We start from the raw sequence: 15,451 nt of genomic DNA, 5'->3' as shown, positions 1-15,451 counted from the left end.
CCCTCGGTCGTCGGCTCCGATCGGTTTTCCGCCAATCTCCCCTGGCCCGGTCGCGCGCTCTTCGAAGAGCGCGCGACCGGGCCAGGGGAGATTGGCGGAAAACCGATCGGAGCCGACGACCGAGGGGAGAGCCCGCCATGACCACGGAGGCGGTCGCACCGGGGGCCGTCTGGTCCGCCGCGCTGCACGCGGAGGTCCAGCAGTTCTACGCGCACCAGATGCAGCTCCTGGACCTCGGTGAGGCGGAGCAGTGGTCGCTGACCTTCACCACGGACGCCGTCTTCGACGTGCCCACGCTGCCCGAGCCGGTCCGGGGGCGGCCCGGGCTGGTGGCCGCGGTGCGCCGGGCCCGCGCCGAGCCGGCGGCGGCGGGCGAGCGGCACCGGCACTTCATGGGCATGGCGGACGTGCGGCCGCTGCCGGACGGGACGGTGGCCGTGCGCTCCTACACGATCGTGTACGCCACCCCGGTCGGCGGCGCGTCCCGGGTGCACCGCACGTGCGTGTGCGAGGACGTGCTGGTGCGCGGGGCGGACGGGACGCTGCGGGTCGCCCACCGGGTGGTCAGCCGGGACGACCTGCCCTGACCCGTCAGGCGTGGCAGGCGGGCAGGCCCCCGTGGTAGTCGGTCATCTCGGCGAACAGCGCGGGCACGTCCAACGGCTCCCCCGGCCGGGCCCCGCGCAGTTCGGCGTAGGCCCGGTGCAGGTTGGGCACCAGCCGTTCCGCGTCGAGCAGGCCGGCGTACGGGCCGGGGCCGGTGAGCCGGGCGAGGTCGAGCGGTCCGAGGCCGGCCTCGAAGCCGTCCCGGGCCAGGGCGCGCAGCCAGCGGAAGTAGCCCTCGTCGGCGTCGAGGAGTTCGGGGCCGCCGACCGGGCCGTGGCCGGGCACCACGACCAGCGGGTCCAGGGCCCGCAGCCGTTCCAGCGCGGCCAGGGAGCCGGTGACCGAGCCCATCAGGCAGAACGGGGTGATGCCCGACATCACCACGTCGCCCGTGAACAGGACCCGCTGCGCGGGCAGCCAGACCGCGATGTCGTTGGTGGTGTGCGCGGCCGGGCCCAGGTGCAGCAGATCGATCCGGACCCCGCCGGTCCACAGCGTGAGCGTGTCGGTGAACGTCAGGTCCGGCAGCGCCACTTCGAGCTCGCCCCAGCACACGTCGGGCCACAGGCTGGTCAGATGGAGCCCGGTGGCCAGCATCGCGGCCCGGGCGCTCTCGTGGGCGACGACCACGGCCTCGGGGAACCGGCTGTTGCCGAAGGTGTGGTCGCCGTGGAAGTGCGTGTTGACCAGGGTGCGCGGGGGCCGTCCGGCCCGGGCCAGGACCAGCTCCCGCAACCGGCGGGCCCGGCTCTCGGTGGCCGCGGTGTCGACCAGGGTGCAGGCGCCGCCGTCGCCGACGACCAGGCCGGCGTTGTTCAGGCACCAGCCGCCGTGCGGCTGGAGGTAGGCGTGCACCCCGGCGGCGACCTCGACCAGCCGGCCGTCGGGCGCGGGCCGCGCGCTCATGCGGCCGTGCCCGGCCGGGGGCGGGTGAGGACCATGGCGCTCTGGAAACCGCCGAAGCCGCTGCCGACCGTCAGGACCGTGTCGCTCCGGTGCTCGCGCGCGGTCAGCGGGGTGTAGTCGAGGTCGCAGTCGGGGTCGGGCTCGTGCAGGTTCGCCGTGGGCGGCACGGTGCCGTGCTCGATGGCCAGGGCGCAGGCGGCCACCTCCAGGGCGCCGATCGCGCCGAGCGAGTGCCCGATCATCGACTTGATGGAGCTGACCGGCACCTGCCGGGCCCGCTCCCCCAGGCTCCGTTTGAACGCGGTCGTCTCGTGCCGGTCGTTCTGCTTGGTGCCGGAGCCGTGGGCGTTGATGTAGTCGACGGCGGACCGGTCCAGGCGGGCCTCGTCGAGGGCGGCGCGGATCGCCGCGGCCATCTCGGCGCCGTCGGTCTTCAGCCCCGTCATGTGGTACGCGTTGCTGCGCGAGGCGAAACCGGCGATCTCGGCGTAGAGGTGCGCGCCGCGGCGCCGGGCCCGCTCCAGCTCCTCCAGGACGACCACGGCGGCGCCCTCGCCGAGGACGAAGCCGTTGCGGGTCCGGTCGAACGGGCGGGAGGCGGTGGCGGGGTCGTCGTTGCGGGGGCTGGTGGCCTTGATCGCGTCGAAGCAGGCCACGGTGATCGGGGAGATCGGGGCCTCGGTGGCGCCGGCCACCATGAGGTCGGCGCTGCCCTCACGGACCAGTTCGACGGCGTGGCCGAGGGCGTCCAGGCCCGAGGTGCAGCCGGTGGACACCAGGGAGACCGGTCCTTCGGCGCCGGTGTCCCGGGCCACCTCCGCCGCCAGGGAGCTCGGGACGAAGTGGTCGAAGAGATGGGCCGCGGCCCGGTGGTGGTCCACCTCCCAGCGTGCGCCCTGCTCGCTGACCAGCGGGTACTGGGTGTCCAGACCCGTGGTGCAGCCGACCGCGCTGCCCAGGGTGACGCCGGTGCGGTGCGGGGTCAGCTCGGGTCCGGCCAGTCCGCTGTCGGCGACGGCCTCGCGGGCGGCGGCAAGCGCGAACTGCGCCGCCCGGTCCAGGCGCCGCGCCTGCTCGGGGCCGATGCCGTGGTGGGCGGGGTCGAAGTCGGCCTCGGCGGCGATGCGCGAGCGGTAGCCGGTGGCGTCGAAGAGGGTGATGGCCCGGGTGGCCGTCCGGCCCGCGGTCAGCAGCGACCAGAAGTCCTTCACGCCGACCCCGCCGGGGGCCACCACCCCGATCCCGGTGATCACGACCCGTCTCATCGGTGTCCCTCCTCGTGGTCCCCCGGTGCGGCTGCCGTCCGAGCGTCGCCGAGGGCGCTGGAGGATCGCTCGAACCCGAGCCCACGCGCGGCCCGCCGGTGCTAGGCCGTCACGAACGCCGGCAGCGGGGCCTCCGCCACCAGGTGGCGCGGCAGGGACAGGGCGAAGTGGTGCTCGATGACCGTCAGGGTGCGGCGTTCGCGGACGGCCGGCGGTTCCGTGGCGGGGCGGGCGTCGGTGCCGTCCGGGTGCAGGACGTGCGCCGCGACCAGGGCCGGCAGGAGGTGGTCGGGGCGGTGGCCGCCGCGCCAGGCCTCCTCGCCGAGGGCGAAGCAGCACACGACCTCGCCGTCGCGGGCGTAGGCGAACTGCTTCGGCGGGTGGTCCGGCTGCGGGTCCAGGTGGACGGCCTCGACCCCGCCGCGCGCGACCTCGGCCAGCCGGTCCGCCCCGGCCGGCAGGCCGTGCTCCACGGCGAAGGACCAGCCGCCGAAGGCGCCGACCCGGGCCACCCCGTCCCCGTCGACGGTCGAGGCGGCCAGGCTCCACGCGCCGGTGGGGTCCAGCGGGCCGGGGGCCGGGCCCGGTACCGCGCCGAGCCGGGCGGCGAGTTCCTCGGGCCCGATGCCCCGGGCGAAGGTCAGCCCGGCGTACCAGTCCGGCCAGTCCACCAGCCACCCGATGCCAGTCTCCACGGTCCCCTCCCCCGGTCCCGGACCCCGCCCACGGTAGGGCCCGCGCGCCCGGTTCGTGGGCGTTTGCGGAAGCGGCCGCCGGCCGCCGCCCCGATCAGGCCATCCCCCGCGTACGGGCGCGGCGCGCGGGCCCGGCTACTGCGGCCGCACCGCCTCGACCGGGGCGGGTTCCGCCGGGCCGGCCGATTCCAGCAGGTACGGTACGTCGATCACCGCCACGCCCGGCTGGAACAGCAGCCGGGCCTTGAGCCGCAGCGCGTTCTGGTTGTGCAGCGGCTGCTCCCACCAGTGGCCGACGACGTACTCGGGGATCACCACCGACAGCACGGCCCCGGGATCCTCCCCGGCCAGTTCCTGGACGTGTGCCAGGACCGGCCGCACGACCTCGCGGTACGGCGAGTGCAGGACCTTCAGCGGCACCCCGGGGTCGTGCCCCTCCCATGCCTCGCGCAGCCGCCGTGCCTCCGCCTCGTCGGCCGCGACGGTCACGGCCGTCAGCGTGTCCGGGCGCAGCGCCTGGGCGTAGCCGAGCGCCTTGAGGGTCGGCGCGTGCACGGCGGAGACCAGCACCAGCACGTTGTGCCGCGGCGGCTTGTGCGGCCGGTCCCGGGGGCCGACCGCCACCTGCCGGCCGACCTGGTCGTAGTGGCGCCGTACGCCCTTCATCCCGAAGAACAGCAGCGGCATGGCGATGACGACCAGCCAGGCCCCGTGGGTGAACTTGGTGATCAGGACGATGACCAGCACCACCGCCGTCATGGTCGCTCCGACGGCGTTGATGGCGAGCCGCCGGTGGATGTGCACCCGCTGGGACCGGGGCGTGGCGGGCGCGGCCAGTTCGCGCCGCCAGTGCCGGACCATGCCGGCCTGGGAGAGGGTGAAGGAGACGAAGACGCCGATGATGTAGAGCTGGATCAGCCGGGTGAGGTTGGCGTCGAAGGCCACGATCAGGGCGATCGCGACGAGCGCGAGCAGGACCACGCCGTTGGAGTAGACGAGCCGGTCGCCGCGGTTGGAGAGCTGGCGGGGCGCGTACCGGTCCCGGGCCAGGATCGAGGCGAGCATCGGGAAGCCGTTGAACGCCGTGTTGGCGGCCAGGATCAGCACGCCCGCGGTGACCGCCTGGAGCAGGTAGAACAGGACGTGCCAGCCGCCGAAGGTGGCCCGGCCGATCTGGGCGAGCGCGGTGGAGGTCGGGGTGCCGGGCGGCAGGCCCAGCTCGGTGGGGTCGGCGGCGACGTGCACGTGGTAGGCCATGGCCAGCACGGTGATGCCGGAGAACATGGTGACGGACAGGAAGCCCATCGCCGTGAGCGTGGCGGCCGCGTTGCGGCTCTTGGGCTTGCGGAAGGCGGGGACGCCGTTGCTGATGGCCTCCACCCCGGTCAGGGCGGTGCAGCCGGAGGCGAAGGCGCGCATCGCCAGCAGCACCAGCGCGAGCCCGGTGTACGTGCCTTCGGCGGTGATCGGCAGGTCGGCGGACTCGGCGCGGATGGTCTCGCCGGTGGCCAGGCGTACGGCGGCCACGGCGAACATGACGTAGACGACGAGGACGAACCCGTAGGTCGGCACGGCGAAGACCCGGCCGGACTCGCGCACGCCGCGCAGGTTCATCACCGTCAGCAGCACCACGAAGGCCACGGCGAGCAGGACCTCGTGGTCGTTGAGCGCCGGGATCGCCGAGGTGATGGCGTCGACGCCGGAGACCACGGAGACGGCCACCGTCATCACGTAGTCGACGAGCAGGGCGCTGGCGGCGGTCAGGGCGGCGGTGGGCCCGAGGTTCTCGGAGCTGACCACGTAGGCGCCGCCGCCCCCGGGGTAGGCGTAGCAGGTCTGCCGGTAGGAGGCGACGACCACGACCAGCAGGAAGACGATGGCGGCGGCCGCGTACCAGGCGAGGTGGAGCAGGGCGACCCCGCCGAGGGCCAGGATCAGCAGGATCTCCTCGGTGGCGTACGCCACGGAGGACAGCGGGTCGCTGCAGAAGATGGGCAGGGCCAGCCGTTTGGGCAGGAGGGTCTCGCCCAGACGGGAGGTGTCCAGCGGTTCACCGACCAGGACGCGCTTCGCATTGATACGCCTCATCCAGGCATGATCGACCGTTTGGGCCCGGTTCGTCCGTTGTGACACCCGGTCGGGCCGTCACGCCAGTTCCTGCGCCCGGTACGCCAGCCACAGGTCGTGCCGGGCGCTCGGGGACTGCAGCAGCGAGCGTTCCAGCAGGACCTCGATCCGGGTCAGCCGCTTGCGGGCCCCCGGCACGGACAGGCCGAGGGCGGCCGCGGTCGGGGCCAGCTGGGCGTCGTGGCGCAGCCAGGTCCGCACCGTCTCCCAGGCCTCGGGCGGCGCGTCGGGGCCGGTCAGGGGGGCCAGTTGGCGACGGGCCCAGGCGGCCGGCCCGGCCGCCCGCAGGACGTCGTCCAGCGTGCCGGGGCCGGCGGCGCGGGTGCTCGGGCCCGCGCCGGAAGGAGCCGTGGTCCCCGGGTCGGCCGGCCCGGCCGCGGCGCCGCCGGGGGTCAGCCGCAGGGCCAGGGACAGCGCGGCCTGGTCGGCGAGCCGGTCGAGGTCCAGGCCGAGGACCGACTCCACCAGGCGCAGCCGCGTGGCCAGGGTGTTGCGGTGGATCTTCAGCAGCCGGGTGGCGTGCGAGGCGAAGCCCAGCCAGGCGTGCGCGGTGGCGCGCAGCTCCTGGGCGCCGGGGTCCTGCGGGCGCCGCGGCACGTACCGGTGCAGCGGCGCGAGCAGGGCGGCGGCCCAGCCGGCGCCGGCCTCGTGCGCGGCCAGCTCGGGTTCGGGTGCGCCGGCCCCGAACCGGGCGTGCCGTTCGCCCCGGCCGCGTGCGACGGCCAGGGCGTGGAACGCCTGGGTGTAGGCGGCCGGGGCCTGCCCCAGGTGGACCTCCTCGCTCACCCCGGCCACGCAGTCCGGGGCCACCGCCACCAGCGCCTCGGCGAGCGGGTCGTGGTCCGTGGAGGTCGCGGCGAGGTCGGTGGGCACCAGGACGATCAGGTGCCGGACGTAGACCGGGCAGCGCACGAGCCAGGCACGGCGGGCCGTCAGTTCCTCGCAGATCCGGGTGACGGCGGCGCGCCGGCCGACGGGGCACTCCACCACGTACATCCGCAGCGGGTCGGGCAGGGCGGGGGTGAGGGCCTCCGCGACCTGCCGGGCGACGGACAACCGGCCGTTCATCAGCAGGTGCAGGACGGCCTCGCGGGCCCGGGACTCCGCCGCGTCGACCCGTTCGGCCCGCTGCGCGGCCCGCTCCGCGCGCAGCACCAGGGCGAGCGGGACGGCGGCGTCGGCGAGCAGGGTGGAGGCGGCCGGCGGGTGCGGGCGCGGCAGGACGGCGGCCAGTACCCCGGCCCCGTCGAGGGCGAACAGCAGGGCGGTGGCCCCGGCGCCCTCCAGCACGGCCGAGCGCACCCTGCGGGCCGTCAGTTCCGCGGCGCCCCGGGCCGCGAGCGCGGCCTCGGGTCCGGCCGGCGGGCCGTCCCCGGCCGCCACCGCGTCGCCGTCCGGGTCGAGCACCCCGGTCCAGCCTCCGAGCCGGGTCCCCAGCCAGCGCAGCAGCGCCGTGGAACCGCCGGTGTGGGCGAGCCGGTGGGCCCTGAGGATGTCGTCGGAGCGGGTCCGGTCCGGTGCCGGCGCCCCCTCAACTGGCTGAATGACAGGTCCCCTTCGCTGCGGTGCGGTGCGCCGCAGCATTCAACCACCCAGCGGCCACTGTGCGCTGTGATACCCGTCTCGCAGGGTGACTGAGCAGATCGAAGCCGGTGTCCGGCCCGGACCCGCCTTAGATTGAGCCACGAGCGGTCGGGTCCCGGAGCCCACGGGGGAGGCGCCGGGACCCTGCTGTACCGCCGCCGGTTCACATCCGGGCGGCCGCCGCCTTGATGGCCTCGCGGATCCGGACGTACGTACCGCACCGGCAGATGTTGGCGATGGCGTCGATGTCCTCGTCGGTCGGCTCGGCGGTGCGCTTCAGCAGCGCGACCGCGGCCATGATCTGTCCGGGCTGGCAGAAGCCGCACTGGGCGACGTCCAGTTCCAGCCAGGCCTCCTGCACCGGGTGCAGCGTGTCGCCGTCGGCGAGCCCCTCGATGGTGGTGACCTCCCGCCCGGCGCAGGCCGACACGGGCACCACGCAGGGCCGGACCTCCTGGCCGTCGAGGTGGCTGGTGCACGCCTTGCAGACGTCCACCCCGCAGCCGTACTTGGGGCCGCGAATGTTCAGCAGGTCGCGCAGCACCCACAGCAGGGGCAGGTCGTCGGGGGCGTCCACGGTGACGCTGCGCCCGTTGACGGTGAAGGTGTGCGAGGGCACGTGGGTCGCTCCTGGATCTCGGGCTCAGCGGGGGTAGGGGGTGAAGTCGACGTCGAAGTCGAGGGGGAAGCGGCGCGGGCGGGTGCCGGTGGCCCGGGCGTAGGCGTTGGCGATGGCGCCCACGGCCGCCGGTACGCCGAGTTCGCCGGCGCCGCCCGGCTCGTCGCCGGTCGCGGGCAGCACGAACACCTTCACGTCGCGCGGGGTGTCCCGCTGGGTGGCCCAGTGGAACTGGCGGTAACTGCCCTCCAGCGGGAGTCCCTTGTCCAGGTGGAGTCCGGCCCGCAGGGTGGTGGAGAGGGCGTCGGTGAGCCCGCCGATCATCTGGGCCTCCAGGCCGCGCGGGTTGACCGGGCGGCCCACGTCCACGGCGACGACCGCCCGGGTGACCCGGACGTGCTCGGGGTCGCGGGTGTCGATCTCGACCAGGCAGGCGGTCCGGGACTTGTACTCCTCGTGGAAGGCGATGCCCTGGGCGCAGCCGGCGGGCATCGGCCGGCCCCACTGCCCCTCGGTGGCCACCTTGTCGAGGACGGCGCGCTGCGCGTCGGTCTTGAGGAAGGCCCGGCGGAAGGCGTACGGGTCCTTGCCGAGCCGTTGCGCCAGCTCGTCGACCACGATCTCCTCGGCGCCGCGGGTGTTGGCGGAGTAGACCGAGCGCCAGGAGCCGGTGGGGATGCCGGTCGGCACCTCGGTGAGCGACTGGGTGGTCAGGCCGAAGTGGTACGGGGACTTCACCGTGGTCAGGAACAGGGTCTGGGCCAGGGTCGCGTTGCCGATGCCGAGGGGCAGCTTGGCCACGGTGGCGGTGAGGATCTCGCCGAGGCCGTGCCGGAAGTCGGTCTCCACGGCGGCGACCCGGTGCTCGAAGCTGAGCACCTCGCCGAGGGCGTAGGTGGCCCGGATGCGGTGGTGGGTGGCGGGGCGCATCCGCCCGTGCCGGGTGTCGTCCACCCGGGTCCACATCAGCCGGACGGGCCGGCGGCAGGCCCGGGACACCCGGGCGGCCTCCAGGGCGGCGTCGAAGAACAGGCGGCGGCCGAAGGAGCCGCCGGCCTGGACCACGTGGACCGTCACCTTGGACAGGGGCAGTCCGAGCTCGGCGGCGATCGTCTCCTTGGCGACGATCGGCGACTTCAGCCCGGCCCAGATCTCGGCCCGGTCCTCGCGTACGTCGGCCACCGCGCTGTTGGTCTCCAGCGGGGCGTGGCTGACGAAGGCGAAGTCGAACTCGGCGTCCACGTACGGGGTGAGGAGCGGCGGCAGCAGCGGCGGCGGGTTGGCCGCGCGCAGTTTGGTGCGGATCTGCTCGTCGGAGAGCTGGTCGGCGGGGCCGGGGCCCCAGCGGACCTGGAGGGCGGCCCGGGCGTCGAGGGCCTGGCCGAAGGTCTCGGCGACGACGGCGACCCCGGTGGGGACGGTGACCACGTCGAGCACGCCGGGCAGCGCGCGCACGGCGGCGGCGTTGGTGACCTGGACGACGGTGCCGCCGAGGGTGGGCGGGCGGCGCACCACGCAGGGCTTGGCGCCGGGCACGTCGACGTCGAGGGTGTACTCCAGGGCCCCGGTGACCATGGCGCGGGCGTCGATCCGGTTCACCGGGGTGCCGACCAGCCGGTGCGCCGAGGCCGGCTTGGGCCCGGCGCCGAGGACGACCAGGCCGGGGTCCGCGGCGGCGGTGGCGAGGCTGCCGTAGCCGGCGGTGCGGCCGTCGGGGGCGCGGACCACGCCGGCGGCGGTGCTCAGGCCGGCCACCGGCAGGCCCCAGCGGGCGGCGGCGGCCGCGACCAGCCGGGCGCGGGCGGTGGCGGCGGTCTGCCGGACCGGGTCGTAGAGGGAGCGGATCCCGTTGGAGCTCCCGGTGAGCTGGTTGAACACCAGTTCCGGCCGGGCGTCCTCCAGGTCGACCCGGACCCGCTCCAGCGGGAGGTCGAGCTCCTCGGCGACCAGCATGGCGACGGCGGTGGTCAGGCCCTGGCCGACCTCCTCGCGGGGAAGCCGGAAGCGGACGGTGCCGTCGGTCCCCACGGTCAGGACGAGCATGCCGGAGGTGGGGGCGCCGGCCAGCTTGAACAGGTCGCCGAGGTCGACCAGGTCGGCGGGGGCGGGCAGGCTCGGCACGACGGCACCGGCCGGCTGCGGTGCCAGGAGGTCGGCGCCGGCCCGGGTGGCGACGGCGAGGGTCGGCGCGGCGACCAGGTAGGAGAGAAAGGTGCGCCGGCTCCGGCCCGTCATGCTGCTCCTCGTCCGTGGAGATTACCGGCACGTAGCGTAGCGAGCCGATCTTCACACCGGAACCCCCTGGTCCGGGGTGCCCTCCGGGCACCGCCCGGGAGCGCGCGAGGGCGCGACGGGGGTCCTTCGAACGGGGGGCGGCGCGGGCGCGCGGTTGCCGCCGGTCCACTCCGGACCGACACGTTCGTGTGTTCCGTACGACTCGCCCGTACGTACGGTCCGGTCGTCCGGAAGGCCGGTTTCCGGCCGCGGGAGGACGATGGAACCAGGGGCTGCGACCGCAGGAGGGACCCGGAACCGGAACGGAAGGAGGCGTCCGCGATGGCCATGTTCATGGACGTCCACACCGGCATGATGGGCATCACGAAGGAACAGCTGATGGAGGCCCACCGGGCCGACCTCGCCATCGAGGGACAGGAAGGCGTGCACTTCAAGAGCGCCTGGGCGGACCCGGACAGCGGTGTCGTCTACTGCCTCTCCGAGGCGCCGACGGCCGAGGCGGTCCAGCGGGTCCACGAGCGGACCGGGCATCCGGCCGCGGAGATCCACCCCGTGCCGCTCACGGTCTGACCGGAACGGATCCCACCGGAAGGGTTGACCGGATTCGTTCGCACAGGACAGGGGGGACGGCAGGCCTTTGGCATATGCCCGACGCAAGGACGTAACGGATGTTGCCAAACGCCTTACGAGGGGTCCCGGGCTGTGCCACAGTCGTGCCAGGTCCTTCCTTCAGCAGACTTGGCCGTGCCGCGCCTGTATCGGAGTTCTCATGCCGCCCCACCTGTTCGCGGACCGTCCTGCGCAGCCCCCGGAGCCCGGGTCGGTGGACGCACTGATCAAGCAGACCCGACGACTTCGGGGCGATGTGGACGCGGTGCGCCGCGACACCGTCGTGGACGACGACGACGCCCAGGGACGCTGGCAGCGTGCGCTGTGCGATCTGGCCGTGCACCAGCTCGACGACCTCGGTGAGCACCTCGGCCAGCTCAAGGAGGGCCTGCCGCCCGTCCCCGACCTCGAACTCGACGAGGGCGAGGGCCCGGAGGAGACCGACGGCCCGGACGGGATCGCGGCGCTCGTGGCCGGGACGGTGGCCGAGTCCGGGCAGACCCGGGTCGGCAGCGCCGAGTGGGACCTGCTCACGGACGAGGTCACCTGGTCCGACGAACTGTTCCAGATCTTCGGCCGTGCCCCCGAGGCCGGCCCGCTCTCCCTCGACGAGCTCGGCTCCACCCTGTTCTCCGAGGACCAGCCGCTGCTCACCCGGATGGTGACCGCGTGCCTGGTCGACGGCCGGGCCATAGACGGCGAGTTCCGCATCGTGCGCACCGACGGACGGGTGCGCACCCTGCACATGCGGGGCGAGCCCGTGCTCGACGTCGACGGCTGCACGGCGTCCATGTGGGCCGTGCTGCGCGACGTCAGCGAACTGCGGCGCAGCGAACGGGCCGTGCGCGAGTCCCGGGAGTCGCTCCAGCGCCGGCAGCAGATCGCCCGCACCGAGCACCGGCTCGCGGTCGAGCTCCAGGAAGCCGTCCTGCCCACCTGGCGCAGCTCCCTTCGGGTGCCGCACGGCAGCAACGGCACGCTCGACGTGGCCGCGCACTACCTGCCCTCCGCCTCCAGCGCGCTGATCGGCGGCGACTGGTACGACGCCCTCGAACTGCCCGACGGCAGCTCGATGCTGACCGTCGGTGACCTGACCGGGCACGGCGTCACCGCCACCTCCGGGATGGCCATGATGCTGGGCGCGCTGCGCGGCATGGCGATGGCCGGGATCGCGCCGGGCCCCCTGATGGGCCACCTCAACCAGCTCCTGGAGACCTCCGTCCAGCCGGCGCTCGGCTCCGCCGTGTGCTGCCGCTACGACCCCGCGCGCGGGGTCCTGTCCTGGGCCCAGGCCGGTCACCCGGCGCCCCTGCTGTTCCGGGCCGGCCAGGGCCACGCCCTGCAGCCGCCGGAGGGCGTCCTGCTGGGCGCCACCTCCGGGGCGGCGTACGGACAGGCCGAGGAGCACCTCCGGGCCGGTGACGTGCTCGTGCTGCACACGGACGGACTGACGTCCCGCAGCATCGAGTTCAGCCGGGCGGACAGCACCGAACGCCTCCTGGCCCTGGCCCCGCGGCTGTCCGCCGTACGGTCGGCCCAGGAGGGCGTCCGGATGGTGATCGAGGAGTTCGGGGAGACCGAGCGCGAGGACGACGCCTGCGTGCTGGTCGCCCGGATCGAGGGCTAGGACGAGGGCGACGACGAGGGCCGGCGGCGCGAACGAGCGCCGGTCGCCCACGAGCCCACGCCGGGGCCCGGTCTCAGGACCGGTGCCCCGGCTCCGTCGTGCCGGGGCCCGGCCGGCCGGACGCCCCTGCGGGCGCCGGTGCTCACACCTCCCCGGTGCGCGGCCGGGCCGAGGGGATGTTCGGCAGGGCGTGCTGGATCTCCTCGCGCAGGTCCTCGATCCGGGAGTAGCCCGCGTACTGGCCCGTGAGCCGGTACATCTCGCGCAGCCGGTCCCAGGTGCGGTGCGAGGAGGTCTCGTTCATCGACACCAGCGCCAGGCGCGCGTAGCGGTCCGCCTGCTCCGGGTCGTCGGCGATGAAGCACGCCGAGGCGAGGGAGATGTAGTCGAAGATCTGCGAGCGGTTGTGGCCGGCGCCGCGCAGCCGTAGCGCCTCCTTGGCGTGCCGGGCCGCGATCGGCGCGGCGGAGGGGTCGTGCTCGGCGAGGGTGCGGAACGCCAGCGCCTGCATGCCGTGCAGATCGGCGGCGTCGAAGTGCTGCATCCAGCTCGGCGGCGGCACGTCGCCCTTGTCGGAGACGAACAGTTCCTCCGCTTCGCCCAGCGTGCGCCGCATCGCCTGGCCCTTGCCCATCGCCGCCTGCGCCCATGCCTCGATGGTGTGCAGCATGGCGCGGGTGCGCGGCAGGGTCTGCTCGCCCGAACCGGACTGCGCCAGCTTCATCAGGTCCAGCGCCTCGTGGGGCTTGCCCAGGTGCACCATCTGACGGGCGGCCCGGGACAGCGCCTCCCCGGCACGCGGCCGGTCGCCCCCTTCACGGGCGGCGTGCGCGGCGATGACGAAGTACTTCTGGGCGGTGGGCTCCAGCCCCACGTCGTGGGACATCCAGCCCGCCAGGACGGCGAGGTTGGCCGCCACCCCCCACAGCCGGCGCTGGAGGTGGTCGGGGTGATGGTAGGCGAGCATGCCCCCCACCTCGTTCAACTGGCCGACCACGGCCTTGCGCTGGAGGCCGCCGCCTCTCGACGCGTCCCAGGCCCGGAAGACCTCCACCGAGCGTTCCAGGGCCTCGATCTCCTGGGAGCCGATGGGAGCCGCTTCGTAGCGGTCGTAGCCGGCGGGGTCGGCCTGGTAGGCGTCGCCGGAGCCGGACGCGCGGGCGGTCCGGGCGGGGTCGGTGTGGAGCCAGTCGAACATGACATTGCTGAGGGCGGAGCCGGCGGTGAGCGCGGCGCCCGCGCCCATCAGGCCGCGACGGTTGAGCATGAGGTCCATTCCCGTGAATTCGGTGAGGACCGCAGCAGTCCGTTCGGGCGCCCACGGCAGGCCGTCGGGGTTGTCCTTCGCCCCGCCCCCCTGCCGTTTCGAGCTGCGCCGCTGCCGTACGAACCCGAGGTCCTCGATGGTCACGACACGACCGAGCCGCTCGGTGAACAGGGCCGCCAGTACCGTCGGCACCGGTTCGCGCGGGGTCTCCCCCATGTCGATCCAGCGCCTGACCCGCGAGGTGTCGGTGGCCAGCTGGTGGTGGCCCATGGCCGCCGCCTGCCGGTTGACCATCCTCGCGAGTTCGCCCTTCGACCAGCCCGCCAGGCCGAACAGGTCGTTCAGACGGGTGTTGGGTCCTTTGCTCACGTCAAGCCCCCAGGTTCTCGGCTGAGTTGACAGTAGCCCGACGTCAGATGCCGAGCGACTATTCGCCAGGGTTCGCCAGGGTGCGCCAGATGGTGTGCCACCCACGCGCGGGTGTCAGGTAGGAAAGCGCCCTCCCGCCCCGGTTCTCCGGTGGACTCCCCAGGGTGCCCGGACGGTACCGGGCGGGAAGGTGCGGGAAATTCGTCGGCGCACGAAGGGAACCGCAACCGTCATGTACGCAGCATCGTCCTCCGTGTCCGCCCCCGTCCGGCCGCACCGCACCCTCCAGGCCGGCGGCGGCCCCTATCTCGAAGCCGGGCGCGGCACCGCCCCGGTACCGGGTGCCGTCCGGGCGCGCCGGCTGCCGGGGATCGCGGCACAGCCGCTGAGCGGCAGGATCGACCTGTCGGGACCGCAGGGTGCGCAGCTGCGCACGGCGCTGGCCTCCGTGCAGCGGATCTGTCCGGAGTTCGCGCCGGTCCAGGTGCTGCGGCGCAGCGGCCGGTCGGTGCTGCTCGTGGGCACCACCGGGCGCACGACCGCCGTCGCGAAGGTTTTACTGGACCACTCGCCGGAGTGGCGTGAGCGCTACCGGCACGAAATAGGAGCGTACCGGGCGTTCGTCCGGCACCGCCCGCCCGTCCGGGTGCCCCGGCTGATCGCCGCCGACCCGGAGAACTGCACGCTCGTGGTGGAACGGATGGCGGGCCGGGTGGCGGCCCTGCAGCGCCATCCGGTGGAGGCACCGCCCCGGCCCGACGTCCGGGCCGCGCTGGGCGCCGTGTGCCGCGTCAACCAGTGGCGGCCCCCGGCCGAGCTGTTCGGCCGGCCACTGGACTACGCCTCGCGGATCTCGCGGTACCACGAGCTCGGCCTGCTGACCGACCGGGACCTCGGCGACCTGCAGAAGCTGCTGCACGGACTGGCCGTGGCGGGCGGCTCCTGGCAGTTCAACCACGGTGACGCGCTGCTGTCGAACCTGCTGCTGTCCCCGGCCGGTCCGGTGATGCTGGACTGGGAGCACGCGGGCTGGTACCTGCCGGGCTACGACCTGGCGACGCTGTGGACCGTGCTGGGCGACGCCCCGGCGGCGCGCAGCCAGATCAGCAGGCTGGCGCAGGCGGCGGGGCCGGCGGCCCGGGACGCGTTCCTGGTCAACCTGATGCTGGTGCTGACGCGGGAGATCCGGATGTCCGAGACGGCGGTCCAGCGCTCCATGCTGGCCTCCGCCCCGACGCAGCCGCTGCCCGTCGGTGCCCTGTCGACGGGCGAGGAGCAGCGCCTGCTGCTGCGTCGCCTGCACGACGACTGCGGCCTGGCCCGCAGAGCCGTCCGGGCGGCGGTCGGTACCCGCTGACCGACCCTCGGATGATCCACCCCCCATGATCGTTGAGCCCCGGGCCCTCCCACCGCCCGGGGCTCAACGGTGTTCCGGGGCCGGTGGCGGCCACGCGGGGCCGCACATGCCTTGACATCACATGATCCCCCGAACACCTTTTCTGACTCAGCATCAGTCAGTGTCCGCCGCACCGCTCCCCGCGC

12 protein-coding genes are annotated in these 15,451 nt (G+C 74.3%); 4 read left to right on the top strand and 8 right to left on the bottom strand.

Annotated features, from left to right (window positions below; all coding sequences use genetic code 11):
- The first annotated feature begins 137 nt into the window (after positions 1 to 137).
- The gene (locus EF918_RS22115) at positions 138 to 587 is read left to right on the top strand and encodes a nuclear transport factor 2 family protein (RefSeq protein WP_125649459.1); all 450 of its coding nucleotides are present in this window, start codon (positions 138 to 140) and stop codon (positions 585 to 587) included.
- Positions 588 to 591: 4 nt separating this feature from the next.
- On the opposite strand, the gene EF918_RS22110 is transcribed toward EF918_RS22115, so the two are convergent.
- The 7 genes from EF918_RS22110 to EF918_RS22080 form a co-directional block, all read right to left on the bottom strand.
- A complete protein-coding gene (locus EF918_RS22110; protein WP_125649455.1) occupies positions 592 to 1,512 on the bottom strand; it encodes an MBL fold metallo-hydrolase in 921 nt (306 codons plus the stop codon).
- On the bottom strand, positions 1,509 to 2,777 hold the full coding sequence (locus tag EF918_RS22105; protein WP_125649451.1) for a beta-ketoacyl synthase: 1,269 nt from the start codon (positions 2,775 to 2,777) through the stop codon (positions 1,509 to 1,511). The genes EF918_RS22110 and EF918_RS22105 overlap by 4 nt, the downstream gene beginning before the upstream one ends.
- A gap of 101 nt (positions 2,778 to 2,878) precedes the next feature.
- Entirely contained in the window at positions 2,879 to 3,472 is a 594-nt protein-coding gene (locus EF918_RS22100) for a DUF6461 domain-containing protein (protein ID WP_125649448.1), read from the bottom strand.
- Positions 3,473 to 3,607: 135 nt separating this feature from the next.
- Positions 3,608 to 5,560, bottom strand: coding sequence for an APC family permease (locus EF918_RS22095; RefSeq protein ID WP_125649445.1), 1,953 nt, complete (start codon positions 5,558 to 5,560; stop codon positions 3,608 to 3,610).
- Positions 5,561 to 5,617: 57 nt separating this feature from the next.
- Positions 5,618 to 7,183: a helix-turn-helix domain-containing protein gene (locus EF918_RS22090; RefSeq protein WP_125649441.1), complete on the bottom strand. Its 1,566-nt coding sequence runs from the start codon at positions 7,181 to 7,183 to the stop codon at positions 5,618 to 5,620.
- A 163-nt stretch (positions 7,184 to 7,346) separates the two neighbouring features.
- Positions 7,347 to 7,802, bottom strand: a complete 456-nt coding sequence (locus EF918_RS22085; protein ID WP_125649438.1) for a (2Fe-2S)-binding protein — start codon at positions 7,800 to 7,802, stop codon at positions 7,347 to 7,349.
- 24 nt (positions 7,803 to 7,826) lie between these two features.
- Positions 7,827 to 10,037, bottom strand: a complete 2,211-nt coding sequence (locus EF918_RS22080) for a xanthine dehydrogenase family protein molybdopterin-binding subunit (RefSeq protein WP_125649435.1) — start codon at positions 10,035 to 10,037, stop codon at positions 7,827 to 7,829.
- A 321-nt stretch (positions 10,038 to 10,358) separates the two neighbouring features.
- Between EF918_RS22080 and EF918_RS22075 the strand changes: the two genes are divergently transcribed.
- Complete coding sequence (locus EF918_RS22075; protein ID WP_125649433.1) at positions 10,359 to 10,607, top strand: SCO4226 family nickel-binding protein; 249 nt, start codon at positions 10,359 to 10,361, stop codon at positions 10,605 to 10,607.
- 199 nt (positions 10,608 to 10,806) lie between these two features.
- Positions 10,807 to 12,273, top strand: a complete 1,467-nt coding sequence (locus EF918_RS22070) for a PP2C family protein-serine/threonine phosphatase (RefSeq protein WP_125649430.1) — start codon at positions 10,807 to 10,809, stop codon at positions 12,271 to 12,273.
- Positions 12,274 to 12,415: 142 nt separating this feature from the next.
- Here the strand turns inward: EF918_RS22070 and EF918_RS22065 are convergent, their stop codons facing one another.
- Positions 12,416 to 13,909 (bottom strand): hypothetical protein, encoded by a 1,494-nt coding sequence (locus tag EF918_RS22065; RefSeq protein WP_125649427.1) that lies wholly within the window; start codon positions 13,907 to 13,909, stop codon positions 12,416 to 12,418.
- A 232-nt stretch (positions 13,910 to 14,141) separates the two neighbouring features.
- Here EF918_RS22065 and EF918_RS22060 point away from each other — a divergent pair, with 232 nt between their 5' ends.
- A complete protein-coding gene (locus EF918_RS22060) occupies positions 14,142 to 15,266 on the top strand; it encodes an aminoglycoside phosphotransferase family protein (RefSeq protein WP_125649424.1) in 1,125 nt (374 codons plus the stop codon).
- The last annotated feature ends 185 nt before the right edge of the window (positions 15,267 to 15,451 follow it).

It is taken from the genome of Streptomyces sp. WAC06614 (genome assembly GCF_003949795.1).
Taxonomy (GTDB): domain Bacteria; phylum Actinomycetota; class Actinomycetes; order Streptomycetales; family Streptomycetaceae; genus Streptomyces.
This window is presented reverse-complemented; position numbering and strand designations above follow the sequence as displayed.

Bases quoted from the DNA above. Each gene is read 5' to 3' on its own strand.
- EF918_RS22105 (WP_125649451.1), bottom strand. From the start codon at position 2,777: ATGAGACGGGTCGTGATCACCGGGATCGGGGTGGTGGCCCCCGGCGGG.
- EF918_RS22090 (WP_125649441.1), bottom strand. From the start codon at position 7,183: ATGCTGCGGCGCACCGCACCGCAGCGAAGGGGACCTGTCATTCAGCCA.
- EF918_RS22115 (WP_125649459.1), top strand. From the start codon at position 138: ATGACCACGGAGGCGGTCGCACCGGGGGCCGTCTGGTCCGCCGCGCTG.
- EF918_RS22070 (WP_125649430.1), top strand. From the start codon at position 10,807: ATGCCGCCCCACCTGTTCGCGGACCGTCCTGCGCAGCCCCCGGAGCCC.
- EF918_RS22110 (WP_125649455.1), bottom strand. From the start codon at position 1,512: ATGAGCGCGCGGCCCGCGCCCGACGGCCGGCTGGTCGAGGTCGCCGCC.
- EF918_RS22095 (WP_125649445.1), bottom strand. From the start codon at position 5,560: ATGAGGCGTATCAATGCGAAGCGCGTCCTGGTCGGTGAACCGCTGGAC.
- EF918_RS22060 (WP_125649424.1), top strand. From the start codon at position 14,142: ATGTACGCAGCATCGTCCTCCGTGTCCGCCCCCGTCCGGCCGCACCGC.
- EF918_RS22075 (WP_125649433.1), top strand. From the start codon at position 10,359: ATGGCCATGTTCATGGACGTCCACACCGGCATGATGGGCATCACGAAG.
- EF918_RS22080 (WP_125649435.1), bottom strand. From the start codon at position 10,037: ATGACGGGCCGGAGCCGGCGCACCTTTCTCTCCTACCTGGTCGCCGCG.